Source organism: Photobacterium aquae, assembly GCF_001029445.1.
Classification (GTDB): domain Bacteria; phylum Pseudomonadota; class Gammaproteobacteria; order Enterobacterales; family Vibrionaceae; genus Photobacterium; species Photobacterium aquae.
Genome location: NZ_LDOT01000012.1, coordinates 204,017 through 219,414, shown reverse-complemented (window position 1 = coordinate 219,414; position 15,398 = coordinate 204,017). Strand labels below are relative to the sequence as shown.

Annotated in this window: 17 protein-coding genes; 15 read left to right on the top strand and 2 right to left on the bottom strand. The window is 52.2% G+C overall.

Annotated features, from left to right (window positions below; translation table 11 throughout):
- Positions 1-78: 78 nt before the first annotated feature.
- Both ABT56_RS10775 and suhB read right to left on the bottom strand, forming a co-directional pair.
- Positions 79-765 carry a leucine-rich repeat domain-containing protein gene (locus tag ABT56_RS10775; protein ID WP_047878863.1) on the bottom strand — a complete coding sequence of 229 codons (687 nt, stop codon included), beginning with the start codon at positions 763-765 and terminating at the stop codon, positions 79-81.
- A gap of 207 nt (positions 766-972) precedes the next feature.
- Entirely contained in the window at positions 973-1,773 is an 801-nt protein-coding gene (gene suhB, locus ABT56_RS10770) for an inositol-1-monophosphatase (protein WP_047878862.1), read from the bottom strand.
- A 237-nt stretch (positions 1,774-2,010) separates the two neighbouring features.
- On the opposite strand from suhB, the gene trmJ reads away from it, so the two are divergent.
- The 15 genes from trmJ to rodZ all read left to right on the top strand — a co-directional run bounded on the left by trmJ (position 2,011) and on the right by rodZ (position 15,388).
- Positions 2,011-2,748 (top strand): tRNA (cytosine(32)/uridine(32)-2'-O)-methyltransferase TrmJ, encoded by a 738-nt coding sequence (gene trmJ / locus ABT56_RS10765; RefSeq protein ID WP_047878861.1) that lies wholly within the window; start codon positions 2,011-2,013, stop codon positions 2,746-2,748.
- A gap of 112 nt (positions 2,749-2,860) precedes the next feature.
- Positions 2,861-3,367: a Fe-S cluster assembly transcriptional regulator IscR gene (iscR, locus tag ABT56_RS10760; RefSeq protein ID WP_047878860.1), complete on the top strand. Its 507-nt coding sequence runs from the start codon at positions 2,861-2,863 to the stop codon at positions 3,365-3,367.
- A gap of 31 nt (positions 3,368-3,398) precedes the next feature.
- Positions 3,399-4,613, top strand: a complete 1,215-nt coding sequence (locus ABT56_RS10755) for an IscS subfamily cysteine desulfurase (protein ID WP_047878859.1) — start codon at positions 3,399-3,401, stop codon at positions 4,611-4,613.
- 34 nt (positions 4,614-4,647) lie between these two features.
- Complete coding sequence (gene iscU / locus ABT56_RS10750; protein ID WP_047878858.1) at positions 4,648-5,034, top strand: Fe-S cluster assembly scaffold IscU; 387 nt, start codon at positions 4,648-4,650, stop codon at positions 5,032-5,034.
- Between the two features lie 18 nt (positions 5,035-5,052).
- Positions 5,053-5,376, top strand: coding sequence for an iron-sulfur cluster assembly protein IscA (iscA, locus tag ABT56_RS10745; RefSeq protein ID WP_047878857.1), 324 nt, complete (start codon positions 5,053-5,055; stop codon positions 5,374-5,376).
- An 80-nt stretch (positions 5,377-5,456) separates the two neighbouring features.
- Positions 5,457-5,972, top strand: a complete 516-nt coding sequence (gene hscB / locus ABT56_RS10740) for a co-chaperone HscB (RefSeq protein ID WP_047878856.1) — start codon at positions 5,457-5,459, stop codon at positions 5,970-5,972.
- 39 nt (positions 5,973-6,011) lie between these two features.
- On the top strand, positions 6,012-7,868 hold the full coding sequence (hscA, locus tag ABT56_RS10735; RefSeq protein ID WP_047878855.1) for a Fe-S protein assembly chaperone HscA: 1,857 nt from the start codon (positions 6,012-6,014) through the stop codon (positions 7,866-7,868).
- A gap of 2 nt (positions 7,869-7,870) precedes the next feature.
- Positions 7,871-8,209 (top strand): ISC system 2Fe-2S type ferredoxin, encoded by a 339-nt coding sequence (gene fdx, locus ABT56_RS10730; RefSeq protein WP_047878854.1) that lies wholly within the window; start codon positions 7,871-7,873, stop codon positions 8,207-8,209.
- A 134-nt stretch (positions 8,210-8,343) separates the two neighbouring features.
- Positions 8,344-8,544, top strand: a complete 201-nt coding sequence (iscX, locus tag ABT56_RS10725; protein WP_047878853.1) for a Fe-S cluster assembly protein IscX — start codon at positions 8,344-8,346, stop codon at positions 8,542-8,544.
- Positions 8,545-8,998: 454 nt separating this feature from the next.
- Positions 8,999-10,291 carry an aminopeptidase PepB gene (gene pepB, locus ABT56_RS10720; protein ID WP_047878852.1) on the top strand — a complete coding sequence of 431 codons (1,293 nt, stop codon included), beginning with the start codon at positions 8,999-9,001 and terminating at the stop codon, positions 10,289-10,291.
- A 53-nt stretch (positions 10,292-10,344) separates the two neighbouring features.
- A complete protein-coding gene (gene pepB / locus ABT56_RS10715) occupies positions 10,345-11,625 on the top strand; it encodes an aminopeptidase PepB (RefSeq protein ID WP_047878851.1) in 1,281 nt (426 codons plus the stop codon).
- A 98-nt stretch (positions 11,626-11,723) separates the two neighbouring features.
- Positions 11,724-12,152 carry a nucleoside-diphosphate kinase gene (gene ndk / locus ABT56_RS10710; protein WP_047878850.1) on the top strand — a complete coding sequence of 143 codons (429 nt, stop codon included), beginning with the start codon at positions 11,724-11,726 and terminating at the stop codon, positions 12,150-12,152.
- Positions 12,153-12,437: 285 nt separating this feature from the next.
- On the top strand, positions 12,438-13,559 hold the full coding sequence (gene rlmN / locus ABT56_RS10705; protein WP_047878849.1) for a dual-specificity RNA methyltransferase RlmN: 1,122 nt from the start codon (positions 12,438-12,440) through the stop codon (positions 13,557-13,559).
- Between the two features lie 100 nt (positions 13,560-13,659).
- Positions 13,660-14,418, top strand: coding sequence for a type IV pilus biogenesis/stability protein PilW (pilW, locus tag ABT56_RS10700; RefSeq protein WP_047878848.1), 759 nt, complete (start codon positions 13,660-13,662; stop codon positions 14,416-14,418).
- Positions 14,408-15,388, top strand: a complete 981-nt coding sequence (rodZ, locus tag ABT56_RS10695; protein ID WP_047878847.1) for a cytoskeleton protein RodZ — start codon at positions 14,408-14,410, stop codon at positions 15,386-15,388. Before pilW ends, rodZ begins: the two co-directional genes overlap by 11 nt.
- Positions 15,389-15,398: the final 10 nt, after the last annotated feature.

Sequence of the window (15,398 nt, the reverse complement as noted above, 5' to 3'; positions counted from 1 at the left end):
GGTATGGCTAGAACGACGAGATCAAAAACGGAGCTTCGGCTCCGTTTTTTATGTTTGTTGCCGTGAGGCTCAGCGCGATCAGTGCCGCCATTCGCTAGCTGGGCGTTGCTTGCCTCCGTTCATTTTGTTGCCTTTTTCAATCAAGCCCGTCAGTTTTTTGTTGTTGTTCAGATCAAGCGCGGTCAGCTCGTTGTCCATCACGTTCAGCTTTTTGAGTTCGCTGGCTGTACTTAGATCGAGCGCGGTGAGCTCGTTGGTGGGAACGGCAAGGTGGGAAAGACGTTTTGCCTTGCCAAGCTGAATGCTTTCCAGCTCGTTGTTGCCTGCCAGTACATCTTCAAGCTTGTGGTTGGCTCGAAGATCCAAGGTTTCCAGCTCGTTGTCGGTGACGATCAGGCTGCGTAGTTGTTCATTCTCGCTTAGATCCAGCTCATCAATTTCATTGTCCGCCAGATTAATGCTGCGGAGCTCAGGGTTGTGGGTCAGATCGATGGTCGTGAGGTGGTTATCTTTGAGGGAAAGCTCGCGTAAGTTTTCAAAGTACTTCAACTCGGCAACAGACTTGATATTGCTGTTATCGCACTCCAGCTCCGTGATGTCTTCGGAATACTGCTCGTCGGCTTCTAGGACGCAGTTGCGAAAGTTGTTGTCGGCAAATGGGATGGCAGCAACGGTCTCGTAATGCTTGTCGCAGCCACTGAGGAGCGTGGCGCAGAGAAGAGTGATTGCTGATAATGGGAGGATTCGAGGGGAAATGGTAGGCATGGCCGTCACCTAAGTTAGATAAACAAGCTGGCATTCTACATAACAATAGGAGACTCAATCTATTCGTTTCGTATTGTTTTAAAAGGTATTGTTTGGGTTTTCTGAATATGCGGGATGAGTATTTGGGTGACGGGTGAAATGGCGAGGATAAAAAAACGCCCCAGTACAGTGTACCGGGGCGTTTTAGTAATTAGGCAATCGTAATGATTACTTAGTTAGAGCATCGCTACCGTGTTCACGGATTTTGCTCAGTAGTGGCTTAACTACGCGAGCGTTACCAGCAACGATGTTGCCAGAAGTCAGGTAGTTAGTGTTGCCGGTAAAGTCAGTACAGATAGCACCAGCTTCACGCGCGATTAGTTCACCAGCTGCGATTTCCCAAGGCTTAAGGCCTAGCTTGAATACGCCGTCAACGCGGCCAGCGGCTAGGTAGCAAAGGTCCAGAGCAGAACAGCCAGACTGACGCATGTCGTCACAATCAACGAACAGGGCGTTCTGGATTTTCATGTAGCTTTCAGCGTGCTGTTTTGCAGCAAACGGCAATGCAGTAGCAAGTGTTGTACCAGTTAGGTCACGTGGCTGAGAAGCACGGATACGCTGGCTGTTCAACTGAGCGCCTGAACCGCGAGTAGCAGTGAAAAGCTCGTTACGGGAAGGGTCGTAAACAGCTGCAACTTCAGTACGGCCGCGCATGCGCAGTGCAACAGAAATTGCGTAGTGAGGATAACCACGAACGAAGTTCTTGGTGCCATCCACTGGGTCGATGATCCACTGACATTCTTTGTCACGGCCTTCGATTGTGCCGCTTTCAGCTGCGATAATGCAATGCTCCGGGTAAGATTTCCGGATTGTTTCGATGATGATAGCTTCCGCTTCATGATCGATGTTGGTAACAACATCATTACCTTTGTTAGCTACTTCGATAGCTTGTGTTTTTTCTAGTGATTTAATGACATGGTCACCTGCCTTTCGTGCAGCACGAATGGCGATGTTTAGCATCGGATGCATAGGATCTTCCCAACGGATGTTAAAGAACTAAAAAGCGGCGGCGAGTATATCAGAGCTAGACGAAAAGGGAAGTGGTTATTTTTTGCCCTGGCGATGATCTTACATGATCCGATGCGTTTTTCGTCAGTCGGGCAGGGGTTTGCGTTATTGGTATAATGTTTTTACATGTTTTCACCTATTTTAAAATCTCTGTGCTAAAATCCTCGGTTCTATTGAAGAGTCGAAGTTACACCTCCTATGTTAGATAAAGTCAGTGTGGTTTTGGTGGGGACATCCCATCCCGGCAATATTGGGTCTGCAGCTCGTGCGATGAAAGTCATGGGGCTGACCAATCTGGTTCTGGTTGATCCTCAGTGTGATATCGATGAGACGACCTATGCACTGGCTGCGGGGGCTGCGGACGTTGTCGAGAACGCCAGAATTGTGGCGACGCTGGACGATGCGATTGCCGATTGCGGTTTGGTGATTGGTTCTAGCGCCCGTTCCCGAACATTGGAGTGGCCGCAACTAAATCCGCGAGAGTGTGGCCGCCGCTCGATGGCTGAAGCACCTAGTCACCCTGTTGCTATCCTATTCGGCCGAGAACGTACCGGTTTGACGAACGAGGAATTGCAGCGCTGCCACTGTCACGTCTATATCCCGGCCAATCCCGAGTACAGCTCGCTTAACCTAGCGATGGCAGTTCAGACCATCGGTTACGAAATTCGCATGGCACACCTCGAGAATCAAGCCTTAGAAGGTGATGCCGAGCAGGATGATGCTGACTATCCCCGGATGAAAGAGCTGGAAATGTTTTACCAGCATCTTGAAAATGTCGCGACTCAAACCAACTTTATCAATAAAGATAAGCCAAGCATGGTGATGACCAAGTTGCGCCGGCTTTTTTCCCGCGCACGCCCTGAAGCTCAGGAGCTGAATATCTTGCGCGGCATCCTCACTGCCGTAGAAAAAACACTCAAAGGGCAGGATAAATAGTCACACTGTCTGAAAGGTTAAAAGCCTGACTAAATTGGTCAGGTAAATACTTGACCGTATTAGTCGGGTATGCGACACTGCTTCCATAAATTGACGTGGGTAGCGGTGTGTTATGAGATTGACATCAAAAGGAAGATACGCAGTCACAGCCATGCTGGATGTGGCATTGCATTCTCAGGATGGTCCAGTCCCTTTGGCTGACATTTCCGAGCGCCAGGGGATTTCACTGTCCTACCTGGAACAATTATTTTCTCGCCTACGCAAGGCCGGCCTAGTGGCCAGTGTGCGTGGGCCAGGTGGTGGTTACCGCCTTGGCGAAGATGCCAATAATATTGCTGTAGGCATGGTAATTGCGGCTGTTGATGAATCGGTTGATGCCACCAAGTGCCACGGGAAAGGGGATTGTCAGGGTGGCGTACGTTGCCTAACCCATACCCTGTGGCGTGATCTGAGCTCCCGTATCAGCGGCTTTTTGAACAACATCACTCTCGGTGAGTTGATGCAAGACAATGACGTACAAACGATTTCTGATCGCCAAGATCAGATCCTTAGTAAATCGTCATTTGGACATAAAAACACACACGACAGCACCACGATCGGTGTCGATGTTCGCTCCTAGAGACTAGACGTCCGTGTTTTCGGAGATGAAGATGAAACTGCCAATTTATTTTGATTATTCAGCTACTTGCCCGGTGGACCCTCGCGTTGCAGAGAAAATGATGCAATGCATGACGATGGATGGAAATTTCGGTAACCCGGCTTCTCGTTCACACCGTTACGGTTGGCAGGCAGAAGAAGCAGTCGACACTGCGCGTGAGCAAATTGCCGAACTGCTAAACGCAGACCCGCGCGAAATCGTATTTACGTCTGGCGCAACAGAGTCAGACAACTTGGCGATCAAAGGCGCAGCCCACTTCTACGGTAAGAAGGGCAAGCACGTGATTACCTGCAAGACCGAGCACAAAGCTGTGCTGGACCCTTGCCGCCAGTTGGAGCGTGAAGGTTTCGAGGTGACTTACCTTGAGCCAGAATCCAACGGTCTGATTGACCTTGCCAAGTTAAGCGATGCAATCCGTGAGGATACCGTGCTGGTATCTATCATGCATGTAAACAACGAAATTGGCGTGATTCAGGATCTTGCTGCTATTGGCGAAATGTGCCGCGACAAGAAAGTGATCTTCCACGTCGATGCTGCTCAGTCTGCAGGTAAGCTGCCAATCGATGTTCAGACGATGAAAGTCGATCTGATTTCACTGTCAGCGCACAAAATTTACGGCCCTAAGGGTATCGGTGCCCTGTATGTTCGCCGTAAGCCGCGTATCCGTCTTGAAGCGCAGATGCACGGTGGCGGCCATGAGCGTGGTTTCCGCTCTGGTACCCTGGCGACTCATCAGATCGTCGGTATGGGCGAAGCATTCCGCATTGCCAAAGAAGAGATGGACAAAGACTACCAGCACGCGCTGGCCCTGCGTAACCGCCTGCTTTCCGGCCTGGAAGGTATTGAAGCGATGACCATCAATGGTGATATGGAACAGCGCCTGCCAAATAACCTGAACATCAGCTTTGCCTTCGTTGAAGGTGAGTCGCTGCTGATGGCACTGAAAGATCTTGCTGTCTCTTCAGGTTCGGCTTGTACTTCTGCGAGCCTTGAGCCGTCTTACGTACTGCGCGCGCTTGGTTTGAATGATGAACTGGCGCATAGCTCAATTCGTTTCTCTTTCGGTCGCTTCACGACGGAAGAAGAAGTAGACTACGCAGTTTCACAAATCCGCGGTGCGGTAGAGAAACTACGTGACATGTCTCCGCTGTGGGATATGTACAAAGAAGGTATTGACCTCAACACGGTCGAGTGGGCACACCACTAAATCTTGCGGTCATCACGTATTCGAGGAAACTGTCATGGCATATAGTGAAAAAGTTATCGATCATTATGAGAACCCGCGTAACGTGGGCTCATTTGACAACAATGACAAAAACGTCGGCAGCGGCATGGTGGGTGCACCGGCTTGTGGTGACGTAATGAAGCTTCAGATCAAAGTATCTGAGGAAGGCATCATTGAAGATGCCAAGTTTAAGACTTACGGTTGTGGTTCTGCGATTGCTTCAAGCTCTCTGATCACTGAGTGGGTAAAGGGCAAGACCCTTGACGAAGCCGCTTCGATCAAAAACTCGGCGATTGCCGAAGAACTTGAGCTACCGCCTGTAAAAGTTCACTGTTCAATCCTTGCTGAGGATGCCATTAAAGCGGCAGTGAGCGATTACAAAAAGAAACACGAACAAAATTAATGTTTGAAGGGTTGTTGTATGGCCATCACAATTACTGAAGCGGCGGCAAGTCGTGTCGCTACTTTCCTAGAAAACCGCGGAAAAGGCATTGGCCTCCGGCTTGGTGTCCGTACCTCCGGCTGTTCTGGTATGGCCTATGTGCTGGAATTTGTCGATCACCTCGATGAGGGTGATCAGGTATTCGAAGAGAAGGGCGTCAAAATCATTGTTGATGCCAAGAGCTTGGTTTACCTCGAAGGTACTGAATTGGATTTCGCCAAAGAAGGCCTGAATGAAGGCTTCAAGTTCAACAACCCGAACGTGTCTAGCGAATGCGGTTGTGGTGAAAGCTTCAACGTGTAATCGCTAATCTGACCGAACCTGATCGCGGCCTCTTATTGGGCAGTTATCAGGTTCTGTCTTTTTCTAGATACTGATGCGATATGAATCATTTCGAACTCTTCGGGCTACCTTTTCAGTTTCAACTGGACGGTAGCCTTCTTTCAACGCAATTCCGGGAATTGCAGCGTCGTTTCCATCCCGATAATTTTGCCGTTGCTTCTGAGCGAGACCGCCTGTTGGCCGTCCAGAAAGCGGCACAGATTAACGATGCCTTCCAAACTCTGAAAAATCCGGTATCTCGTGCAGAGTACATGCTGTCAGTCAATGGTCACGAAATTCGCGGTGAGCAAAAAACGCTCCAAGATCCGGCCTTTTTGATGCAGCAGATGGAGCTACGCGAAGCGTTGGAAGAGATCCCCCAAGCCAGCGACCCTGAGTCGGCCCTGTTTGATTTTGAGCAGGAAGCATCGGCGTTGTATAAGACGCAACTGGCACAACTCGAACAATTACTCGATGATGAAAGCTGGGACTCGGCGGCAGATGCCGTGCGCAAGCTAAAATTTATTGTTAAGCTGCGTGAAGAAGTAGAGCGTTTGGAAGAGCGCCTGCTTGACTGAATTTGTCCGTACCCGGTACTAAACACCACAGGAACCAACATGGCACTGTTACAGATTGCTGAACCTGGTCAGAGCGCAGCCCCGCATGAGCACAAGCTTGCGGTGGGTATTGACCTTGGGACTACAAACTCTCTCGTAGCTGCAGTTCGCAGCGGCGTTCCGGAAACCCTCAAAGATGCGCAGGATCGTGCGATTTTGCCATCAGCAGTTCACTACCAAGCTAGCGGCGTGGTTGTCGGCCATCAGGCGCGTGAAGCTGCTCAGCAGGATCCGGCCAACAGCATCATCTCGGTAAAGCGGATGATGGGGCGTTCGCTGGCTGATATTCAGCAGCGTTACCCGCAATTGCCTTACCGCTTTAGCGCGTCAGACAACGGTCTGCCGCTGTTGGAGACAGTAACAGGTGCTGTTAATCCGGTACAGGTCTCAGCTGAGATTTTGAAATCGCTCAAGGCACGTGCCGAAGACAGCTTGGGCGGTGATCTTCAAGGTGTGGTCATTACCGTACCGGCTTACTTTGACGATGCGCAACGTGCTGGCACCAAAGACGCTGCCAAGCTGGCGGATCTGAATGTGCTGCGTTTGCTTAACGAACCGACTGCGGCCGCGATTGCCTATGGCTTGGATTCGGGCCAAGAGGGCGTGATTGCGGTGTTCGACTTGGGTGGCGGTACTTTTGATATCTCCATTCTTCGCTTGTCCAAGGGCGTGTTTGAGGTACTGGCAACCGGCGGCGACTCTGCACTGGGTGGTGATGATTTTGACCACCTGCTGGCGCAGTGGTTGGCGGAGCAGGCGGGCATGGCCGATTCGGCGCTGAGCGCTTCGCAATTGCGTATTTTGCAAGATGCGGCTCAGTCAGCCAAGGAAGCCCTGTCGGCGAGTGATGAAGTTAATGTAGACGTACTTGGCTGGCAGGGAACCGTGACCCGTGATCAGTTTGACGCTTTGATCCAGCCATTGGTGAAGAAGACCCTGATGGCCTGTCGCCGTGCGTTGAAAGATGCTGACGTGACCACCGACGAGGTGCTTGAGACCGTGATGGTCGGTGGCTCGACCCGTGTGCCGTTAGTTCGCTCTATGGTGGGCGAATACTTTGGCAAGCCGGCATTGACCTCGATCGACCCTGATCAGGTTGTGGCAATTGGTGCGGCTATCCAGGCGGATATTCTGGTTGGCAACAAGCCGGATGCCGATATGCTGCTGCTGGATGTGATCCCGCTGTCGCTGGGTATTGAAACCATGGGTGGTATGATCGAGAAGATCATCCCGCGTAATACGACAATTCCTGTCGCGAGAGCACAGGAGTTCACAACGTTCAAGGATGGCCAGACCGCAATGTCTGTCCATGTTGTGCAGGGCGAGCGTGAGATGGTGGACGACTGCCGCTCTTTGGCCCGCTTTACCCTGCGCGGTATCCCGGCGATGGCCGCGGGTGCTGCACATATTCGAGTAACCTATCAGGTTGATGCCGATGGTCTGCTGTCGGTCACTGCGATGGAAAAGAGCAGCGGCGTACAGTCATCAATTCAGGTTAAGCCGTCTTACGGGTTGAGTGATGATGAAATTGCGACCATGCTTCGCGATTCGATGACCCATGCGCAGCAGGACAAGGACGCACGTGCCTTGGCCGAGCAGCAGGTGGAAGCTGACCGGGTACTGGAAGGCTTGATTACAGCGCTGGCTCAGGATGGGGAAACCTTGCTGAGCACAGAAGAGCGCGAAGAGCTGGAAGCTGTGATGATGGAATTGGTTCAGCTGCGTCAGGGCAACGACCCGCACGCCATTGAAGCTGGAATTAAAAAGACAGATAAAGCTAGCCAGGAATTTGCGTCACGCCGGATGGATCAGTCAATCCGTCGTGCACTGGCCGGCCATTCGATTGATGAGGTTTAGGCATGCCTAAAATTGTTGTACTACCCCATGAAGATCTTTGCCCTGAAGGGGCGGTGCTGGAAGCGCAAGAAGGTGAAACCATTCTAGACGTGGCACTGCGCAATGGTATTGGCATTGAGCACGCGTGCGAGAAATCGTGTGCGTGTACCACCTGTCACTGCATTGTACGTGAAGGTTTTGACTCGCTTGACGAGAGTGACGAGCTGGAAGATGACATGCTGGACAAGGCGTGGGGCCTTGAGCCTGAATCTCGCCTAAGCTGCCAGGCCAAAGTGGCCGACGAAGATTTGGTGGTGGAAATTCCGAAGTACACCCTGAATCTGGCCTCGGAAAACCACTAAAATGATGATGCCACTTGCCGTGATTCGGCAGGTGGCATTTTTTTATTCCTCTAGCCTTTGCATGGCCTGCTCTAGCACGAGAGGCTTGAGGAATAACAGTCCATCGCCTTTATCTCAACTCGGAGGAATATGTTATGAGTTTGAAGTGGATTGATTCGCGTGAGCTTGCCATCGAGCTGGCAGAGCGTCATCCGGAGGTTGATCCGGTTACGGTGCGTTTTACGGATTTGCGCGACTGGATTTTGGCGATTGACGGGTTTGATGATGATCCCGAGCACTGTAGCGAGCGGGTGCTCGAAGCGGTGCAGATGTGCTGGATCGAAGAAGCCGATTAGTCCCATTCATTCATTTATTAGTGAGCCAGCCAGATTCATCGCGTGTTCGTCACGCCTTGCTGGCTGCTTGTTAGCCTCCTTTGACCTCCTGCGTCTCAATGCTCTGGCTCCCAGCAGCAAGATCCTGATCTTGATCTGACTCCTGTTGTAAACAGCTTGTTTATTTCATGCCCTCAAGGCAAGGTTGAAAAACTACTGGGAATAGCCATTTTTGGTGAATTTTTCCTCTGTGTTTTCTGTGAAATCTGGACGAGTTATCTGATTTTATTCGCAAAACCACGATACCCCCTTGTAATGCATTGATGTGCCCCCATTGAAACTGTTATCGGGGTAACATGATTGTCATCGAACTGTTATTCGAATACGTTAGGAAAAGGTATCGCACTGACTCGTTATCCACCTCTTTATGTTATCGGTCATGTTGGACCATAACAGACCAATCAAGGAGTAATTCATGTCTGCCAAAATGAACGTTCTTTTATCTAGGGAAGCGGCCGCCGAGCAATGGGGGAAAAATGCGCAGATCAGCTTTGCTGCCGATGGCGCAATCGTGCACCTGACCGATGGGAATGTATTGGCTGCCGTGCAGCGCGCGGGACGCAAGCTCGATGGCCAGGGGATCAAGCAGGTTCATTTGGCTGGTGATGGCTGGGATCTGGAGACGATCTGGGCATTTGTCCAAGGCCACCGCAATGCCAAGCCAGGCAACGAGGTGAGCTGGGGTGAGTTGGAGAGTGCCGACGAAGCCGAATTGCAGGCGCGTTTGATGGCGACTGGCTGGGTATGCGAGATCATCAACCAGCCGGCAGAGCTTGTGCGTCCGTCCCAGTTGGCGGCCCGTGCCGGCGAGCTGATCAAGGCATTGGCCCCAGAGCATGTGACTTACAAAATCATCAAGGGTAACGATCTGCTTGATGAAGGCTGGAACGGTATTCATACCGTTGGCCGAGGCTCTGAGCGCTCTCCGGCGATGCTGCGCCTTGATTACAACCCGACCGGTAACCCGGATGCGCCAGTGCATACTTGCCTTGTCGGTAAGGGGATCACGTTTGATTCCGGTGGTTACAGTATTAAGCCATCAGCCGGTATGACGGCAATGAAAACCGATATGGGCGGCGCGGCGCTGGTAACCGGTGCATTGGCACTGGCCATTGCCCGTGGTACCAACAAGCGAATCAAGTTGGTTCTGTGTTGTGCCGAGAATATGGTTTCTGGCCGAGCCTACAAGTTGGGTGATGTAATCACCTACAAGAACGGCAAGACAGTCGAGATCCTCAATACCGATGCCGAAGGGCGTTTGGTATTGGCCGATGGCCTGATTTATGCCAGCAGCCAGAACCCGGCGTTGATTATTGACTGCGCCACCCTGACCGGTGCGGCGAAGAATGCGTTGGGCAATGATTACCATGCGCTGTTTAGCTTTGACCATGCACTGGCCCAGAAAGCATTGATGGCCGCTAGCGATGAGAACGAAGGGTTGTGGCCGTTGCCGTTGGCTGAAATGCACCGTGGCATGATGCCGTCGAGTTTTGCCGACCTGTCGAATATTTCGATGGGCGACTTTACCCCGGGTGCCAGCACAGCGGCGGCATTCCTGTCGTACTTTGTCGAAGATTACCAGCATGGCTGGATGCACGTTGATGCCAGCGGTACTTACCGCAAGTCGGCATCGGATATGTGGGGTGTCGGTGCGACGGGCATGGGGGTGCGAACCTTGGCCAACATCCTGTGTGATGACGAAGAATAACAAACAACACTCACTGCCTCGATTTTCGGGGCAGTGTTCAAAAGGAAGGAACCATGCTTAACATTTCACTTTCGTCGCAGCCGCACTCCGGCGTGTGGGGCGACAATGCCTTGGTATCATATTCTGGTGACGGCGCCGTGATCCATTATGGCGGCGATTACCCGTTGCGCCGGATCCAGCAGGCGGCCCGCCAGCTTCAGGGGCAGGGCGTTACCGCAGCCAATCTTGAGGGCAAGGGATGGAGCTATGAGCGCCAATGGGCATTCTACTGCGGCTTTGCAACCACGAAAACAACGGTGCAGCTAAGCTGGGCCTCAATCGATGAGGACGAGCTGGAACTGCTCAATGCCCGCCGCCGCAGTGCTGATTGGGTGCGGCGGGTGGTCAATGCCGGCCCGCAGGAGATGTACCCGGAGAAATTAGCCGAGGAGGCGGTGGCCTTTCTCAAGGGAATTGCTGGCGATGCCGTTAGCGCCCAGCGTATTGTGGGTGACGAGTTGCTGGAGCAGGGCTGGATCGGAACGCACAGTGTCGGTCGGGGCAGTGTCCGCCCACCGGTGATGCTGACCGTTGACTACAACCCAACCGGCGATCCTGACGCCCCGGTGGCGGCCTGCTTGGTCGGCAAGGGGATCACGTTTGATTCCGGTGGTTACAGCATCAAAGCCAGTGCTGGGATGGTGACCATGAAGTGCGATATGGGAGGCGCGGCGACAGTCACGGCGGGCTTGGGGTATGCGATCGAGCAGGGGCTGCGCCAGCGGGTTAAGCTCATTCTGTGCTGCGCCGAGAACTTGATTGCCGGAAATGCTTACAAGTTGGGGGATATCCTGACTTACAAGAACGGCCAGACGGTAGAAATCGTCAACACCGATGCCGAGGGCCGTTTGGTGCTGGCGGATGGCCTGATTGCCGCGAGCGAGATGAAAGCGCCATTAGTGATTGATGCCGCGACCCTGACCGGGGCGGCGATGGTTGCGGTTGGGGCTGATTACAATGCCCTGTTCAGCCTTGACAGGGAGTTGCTGTCTAAGGCTCAGCAGCTGTCTGACTTGGTCAATGAGCCCGCCTGGCCGCTGCCGTTGGAAAAATGGCACCAAGGGCATTGCCCGTCCCACTATGCCGATACGGCAAACAGTGCTGTGCAGAAAGGGGGCGGTTTCGGCGGGGCATCGAATGCGGCGGCATTCCTCTCTCGTTTCGTCGATACGGATAACTGCCGTTGGCTGCATATGGACCTGGCCGCCTGTTTTCATGACAGCGGCAACGCCCGTTGGTCAGCCGGGGCGACGGGGTTGGGTGTAGCCAACATTGCTGCATTGCTGTTACAGTAGTTCTAAAGCTGTTAACGTGTATTAGCGCTATTTGCCTGAGGGGCGTTGTCGCCGGCTAGGTGGCAGCAAAAACAAACTGATTCAAAAGGATTATAATAATGACAATTCAAAAAACGTTCTCAATCGTCAAGCCAGATGCCGTCAAGCGTAACCTGATTGGTGCTATCTACCAGCGTATCGAACAGGCTGGTCTGAAAGTGGTTGCCGCCAAGATGATCCATATGGATGCCGACAAGGCCAAGGGTTTCTATGCTGAGCATGAAGGCAAGCCGTTTTTCGATGATTTGGTAGCCTTCATGACCTCCGGCCCGGTTATGGTGCAGGTGCTAGAAGGTGAAAATGCCGTTGCCCGCTACCGTGAGCTGATGGGCAAGACTAATCCTGAAGAGGCGGCCTGCGGGACGTTGCGTGCCGACTACGCATTGAGTTTGCGCCACAACTCAGTGCATGGTGCCGACAGCCCAGAATCAGCCGCTCGTGAAATCGCCTATTTCTTTGCTGATGACGAAATCCACACTCGTGGCTAACGCATAAATACAATCTTGTTACTAAGGGGGAGCGATGGCTCCCTTTTTTATTGGGTGACGGCCAGCGGAAGCAGAGTGGCTCTGGGGCGGAGGTGTTGGTAACTGGTGGAAACTCGCAGGCAAAGCCTGTACAATTTCGCGCCTTAAACCAAACTGAACATAAAATAGGGCGAAAGCCGGTTTGGTGATATCTCAGATATACAAAGGTCCTGTCGTATTCGGTGCCGGAGATGGCCCAATACCTAAGGTACAGACAACGTCACGCATAGAAAGAGGCAACAACCGATGACCACTGTTAAAACTAATCTACTGGATTTCGATCGCAAGGGGCTGCGCCAGTATTTCGCTGATGAACTGGGCGAGAAAGCGTTCCGAGCCGATCAGGTCATGAAGTGGATTTATCATTTCGGTTGCGATGACTTCGATCAGATGACCAACATCAACAAGAAGCTGCGTGAAAAGCTGAAACTGGTTGCCGAAATCCGCGCCCCGTATGTCTCAGAGGCCCAGCACTCTTCAGACGGTACCATCAAATGGGCAATGCGCGTTGGTGATCAGGATGTTGAAACGGTTTATATCCCAGATGAAGATCGTGCGACGCTGTGCGTATCCTCTCAGGTTGGTTGTGCGCTGGAGTGTAAGTTCTGCTCTACCGCGCAGCAGGGTTTCAACCGCAACCTTCGTGTATCCGAGATCATTGGCCAGGTGTGGCGTGCAGCCAAAGAGATCGGTGTCGAGAAAGAGACTGGTCGTCGCCCGATCACTAACGTGGTGATGATGGGTATGGGTGAACCGCTGCTGAACATGAAGAACTTGATCCCGGCGTTGGAGATCATGCTTGATGATTTGGGCTTTGGCCTATCCAAGCGTCGTGTGACCGTGTCGACGTCAGGGGTTGTTTCTGGTCTTGATCAGATGACGGGCAATATCGACGTGGCACTGGCGATCTCGCTGCATGCACCGACCGATGAGCTGCGCTCTGAAATTATGCCGATCAACAACCGTTGGAACATCGAAGAGTTCTTGGCATCAGTACGTCGCTATATCGCGTCGTCGAACGCCAACCGCGGCCGTGTAACAGTGGAATACGTATTGCTTGACCATGTCAACGATGACATGGAGCATGCTCGCCAGCTTGCAGAGGTGCTTAAAGATACCCCAGCCAAGGTGAACTTGATCCCGTTCAACCCGTACCCGGGTTCTCCGTACAACAAGCCGAGCAATTCTCGCATCGACCGTTTCATGAAGACGCTGATGGAGTACGACTTTACGGTGACAGTGCGCAAGACCCGCGGCGATGATATCGATGCAGCTTGCGGACAATTGGTTGGTGATGTGATTGACCGCACGAAACGTACCCAAGCAAAGCTTCAAAACGGTGAACAAATCCCGGTAAAATCAGTCTAATAGAAAATGTAGCTGGTATCTGTGATGTAATCGGGTACCAGCGATGTCTTGCTCACGGTGGGCAGGATACTTAGACGATGGATTGGAATGCGGGGATAGCATGGTACGGTGGACGGTGTACCCATTATTGTGTAGTTTATTAATCGGCTGTGTAACAGTGGATGAAAGCGGCACAGAGCAAAGGGAAGTGGATGAAATTCAAGCAGCTGAAGCAAGGATTACGCTTGGGCTGACCTATATGAAAAATGGCCAATGGCAGCGCGCTCGTGACAATTTGGAGCTTGCCTTGGAATATGCGCCAAAATATTACCGCGCTCAGAATGCTATGGCCTATTATTATCAACGGGTTGATGAACCCGAGCAGGCTGAGGCCATGTACCGCCAAGCGTTGCGCGATTCGCCGAAAAATGGCGATGTGAAGAATAACTTTGGGGTATTCCTCTGTTCTCAGGGGCGTTATGACGAAGCTATTAGTGCTTTTGAAGGCGCGATAAAGCAACCTTACTATTACCTGACATCAGCCAGCTACGAAAATGCTGGACTATGTAGCCTCAAGGCCGGAAATAATCCTGAGGCGAGAGAATATTTTACCAAGGCGCTGTCTTACGATCCTTACCGAGCGAAATCAATGTTGGAGCTGTCATTGCTTGACATTGAAGAGGGTAACCTTAACGAGGCAAGGGTGAGGCTGTTTAAATTTAATAAGAGATATGGGTACAAGGCCGACAGTTTGTGGCTGTTGGTGCAGCTGGAACATAAAGCTGACCGAGAAAGCTTGGTATCTAAATATGCAGGCATTCTCGAGCAGGAGTACCCTGACTCACTGCAATATCAAAAATATCTAGCTAATGAATACTGAACAGAACGAAGAACGCACAACAGAAGATATTATGCTTCCTGGAGACATGCTGCGTCAGGCTCGTGAAGCACAGGGCTATTCGCAGAAAGATGTTGCCAGCCGGCTCAGGCTACGCCTGTCAGTCGTCAATGATATCGAACAAAATAATTTCGAGCAGGCTCAGCTTGCCACCTTTACACGCGGTTACGTCCGCTCCTATGCCAGATTCGTCGGGATTGATGAGGCTGAGATCCTAGCTCGCCTTGATCAGCTTGGTCAGGCTCAGCCGCAAGAGCAGGAAATGCAAAGCTTTTCTCGTCGCACCAAGCGCGAGGCCCATGATAACCGCATTATGCGTTTGACTTGGGTGCTGGCAGCACTGTTTATCGGTCTGACCGGGGTATGGTGGTGGCAGAGTCTGCATATGTCGCCGGAGGCCGAGTTGCCAGCGACACTGACGACTCAGCAGCCGCTTGACGAGTCCCTTGCCAACTCTGGTACCAATCAAGCTGCGGTGGTGACAGTATCGCCTGATGCTAATCCCGTCGAAGAAGCCAGCGTCGTGACCACGGTTGACAGCCCGCTCGAGGCGAAGGTTATGCCGGCGGGTGATCTGAATAGCGAGCCGAAAGCTGAGTTTGCAGACAGCTTTACCGATCCGGAGCCCGCCGAGCCAGCGATAGTCGACAGTGCGGATAGTTTGGCTGCCGAGCAGGTGACCGAGGTTGTACCGGAAGCCCCAGTTGTTGTTGCTACCGGGCTAGAACTGACTTTCAGTGGTGATTGCTGGATTGATATTCGCGATGCCAAGGGGCGTCGCCTTGATTCAGGGATCAAAAAAGCCGGTGAGGTACTAAAGCTCGACGGGGACGCGCCGTTTAAAATTGTGCTTGGCGCCCCTGGCGTAGTGAGCATGAGCTATAAAGGCGAGCCAGTTGATTTGAGCCGGTATCCTGCCGGTAAAGTGGCACGCCTGAAGCTGCCGCAGTAATACAGAGTGA

What these genes read in the sequence shown, in the direction of transcription:
- ABT56_RS10775 (WP_047878863.1), bottom strand. Translation starts at nt 765, where the DNA reads ATGCCTACCATTTCCCCTCGAATCCTCCCATTATCAGCAATCACTCTT.
- suhB (WP_047878862.1), bottom strand. Translation starts at nt 1,773, where the DNA reads ATGCATCCGATGCTAAACATCGCCATTCGTGCTGCACGAAAGGCAGGT.
- trmJ (WP_047878861.1), top strand. Translation starts at nt 2,011, where the DNA reads ATGTTAGATAAAGTCAGTGTGGTTTTGGTGGGGACATCCCATCCCGGC.
- iscR (WP_047878860.1), top strand. Translation starts at nt 2,861, where the DNA reads ATGAGATTGACATCAAAAGGAAGATACGCAGTCACAGCCATGCTGGAT.
- ABT56_RS10755 (WP_047878859.1), top strand. Translation starts at nt 3,399, where the DNA reads ATGAAACTGCCAATTTATTTTGATTATTCAGCTACTTGCCCGGTGGAC.
- iscU (WP_047878858.1), top strand. Translation starts at nt 4,648, where the DNA reads ATGGCATATAGTGAAAAAGTTATCGATCATTATGAGAACCCGCGTAAC.
- iscA (WP_047878857.1), top strand. Translation starts at nt 5,053, where the DNA reads ATGGCCATCACAATTACTGAAGCGGCGGCAAGTCGTGTCGCTACTTTC.
- hscB (WP_047878856.1), top strand. Translation starts at nt 5,457, where the DNA reads ATGAATCATTTCGAACTCTTCGGGCTACCTTTTCAGTTTCAACTGGAC.
- hscA (WP_047878855.1), top strand. Translation starts at nt 6,012, where the DNA reads ATGGCACTGTTACAGATTGCTGAACCTGGTCAGAGCGCAGCCCCGCAT.
- fdx (WP_047878854.1), top strand. Translation starts at nt 7,871, where the DNA reads ATGCCTAAAATTGTTGTACTACCCCATGAAGATCTTTGCCCTGAAGGG.
- iscX (WP_047878853.1), top strand. Translation starts at nt 8,344, where the DNA reads ATGAGTTTGAAGTGGATTGATTCGCGTGAGCTTGCCATCGAGCTGGCA.
- pepB (WP_047878852.1), top strand. Translation starts at nt 8,999, where the DNA reads ATGTCTGCCAAAATGAACGTTCTTTTATCTAGGGAAGCGGCCGCCGAG.
- pepB (WP_047878851.1), top strand. Translation starts at nt 10,345, where the DNA reads ATGCTTAACATTTCACTTTCGTCGCAGCCGCACTCCGGCGTGTGGGGC.
- ndk (WP_047878850.1), top strand. Translation starts at nt 11,724, where the DNA reads ATGACAATTCAAAAAACGTTCTCAATCGTCAAGCCAGATGCCGTCAAG.
- rlmN (WP_047878849.1), top strand. Translation starts at nt 12,438, where the DNA reads ATGACCACTGTTAAAACTAATCTACTGGATTTCGATCGCAAGGGGCTG.
- pilW (WP_047878848.1), top strand. Translation starts at nt 13,660, where the DNA reads ATGGTACGGTGGACGGTGTACCCATTATTGTGTAGTTTATTAATCGGC.
- rodZ (WP_047878847.1), top strand. Translation starts at nt 14,408, where the DNA reads ATGAATACTGAACAGAACGAAGAACGCACAACAGAAGATATTATGCTT.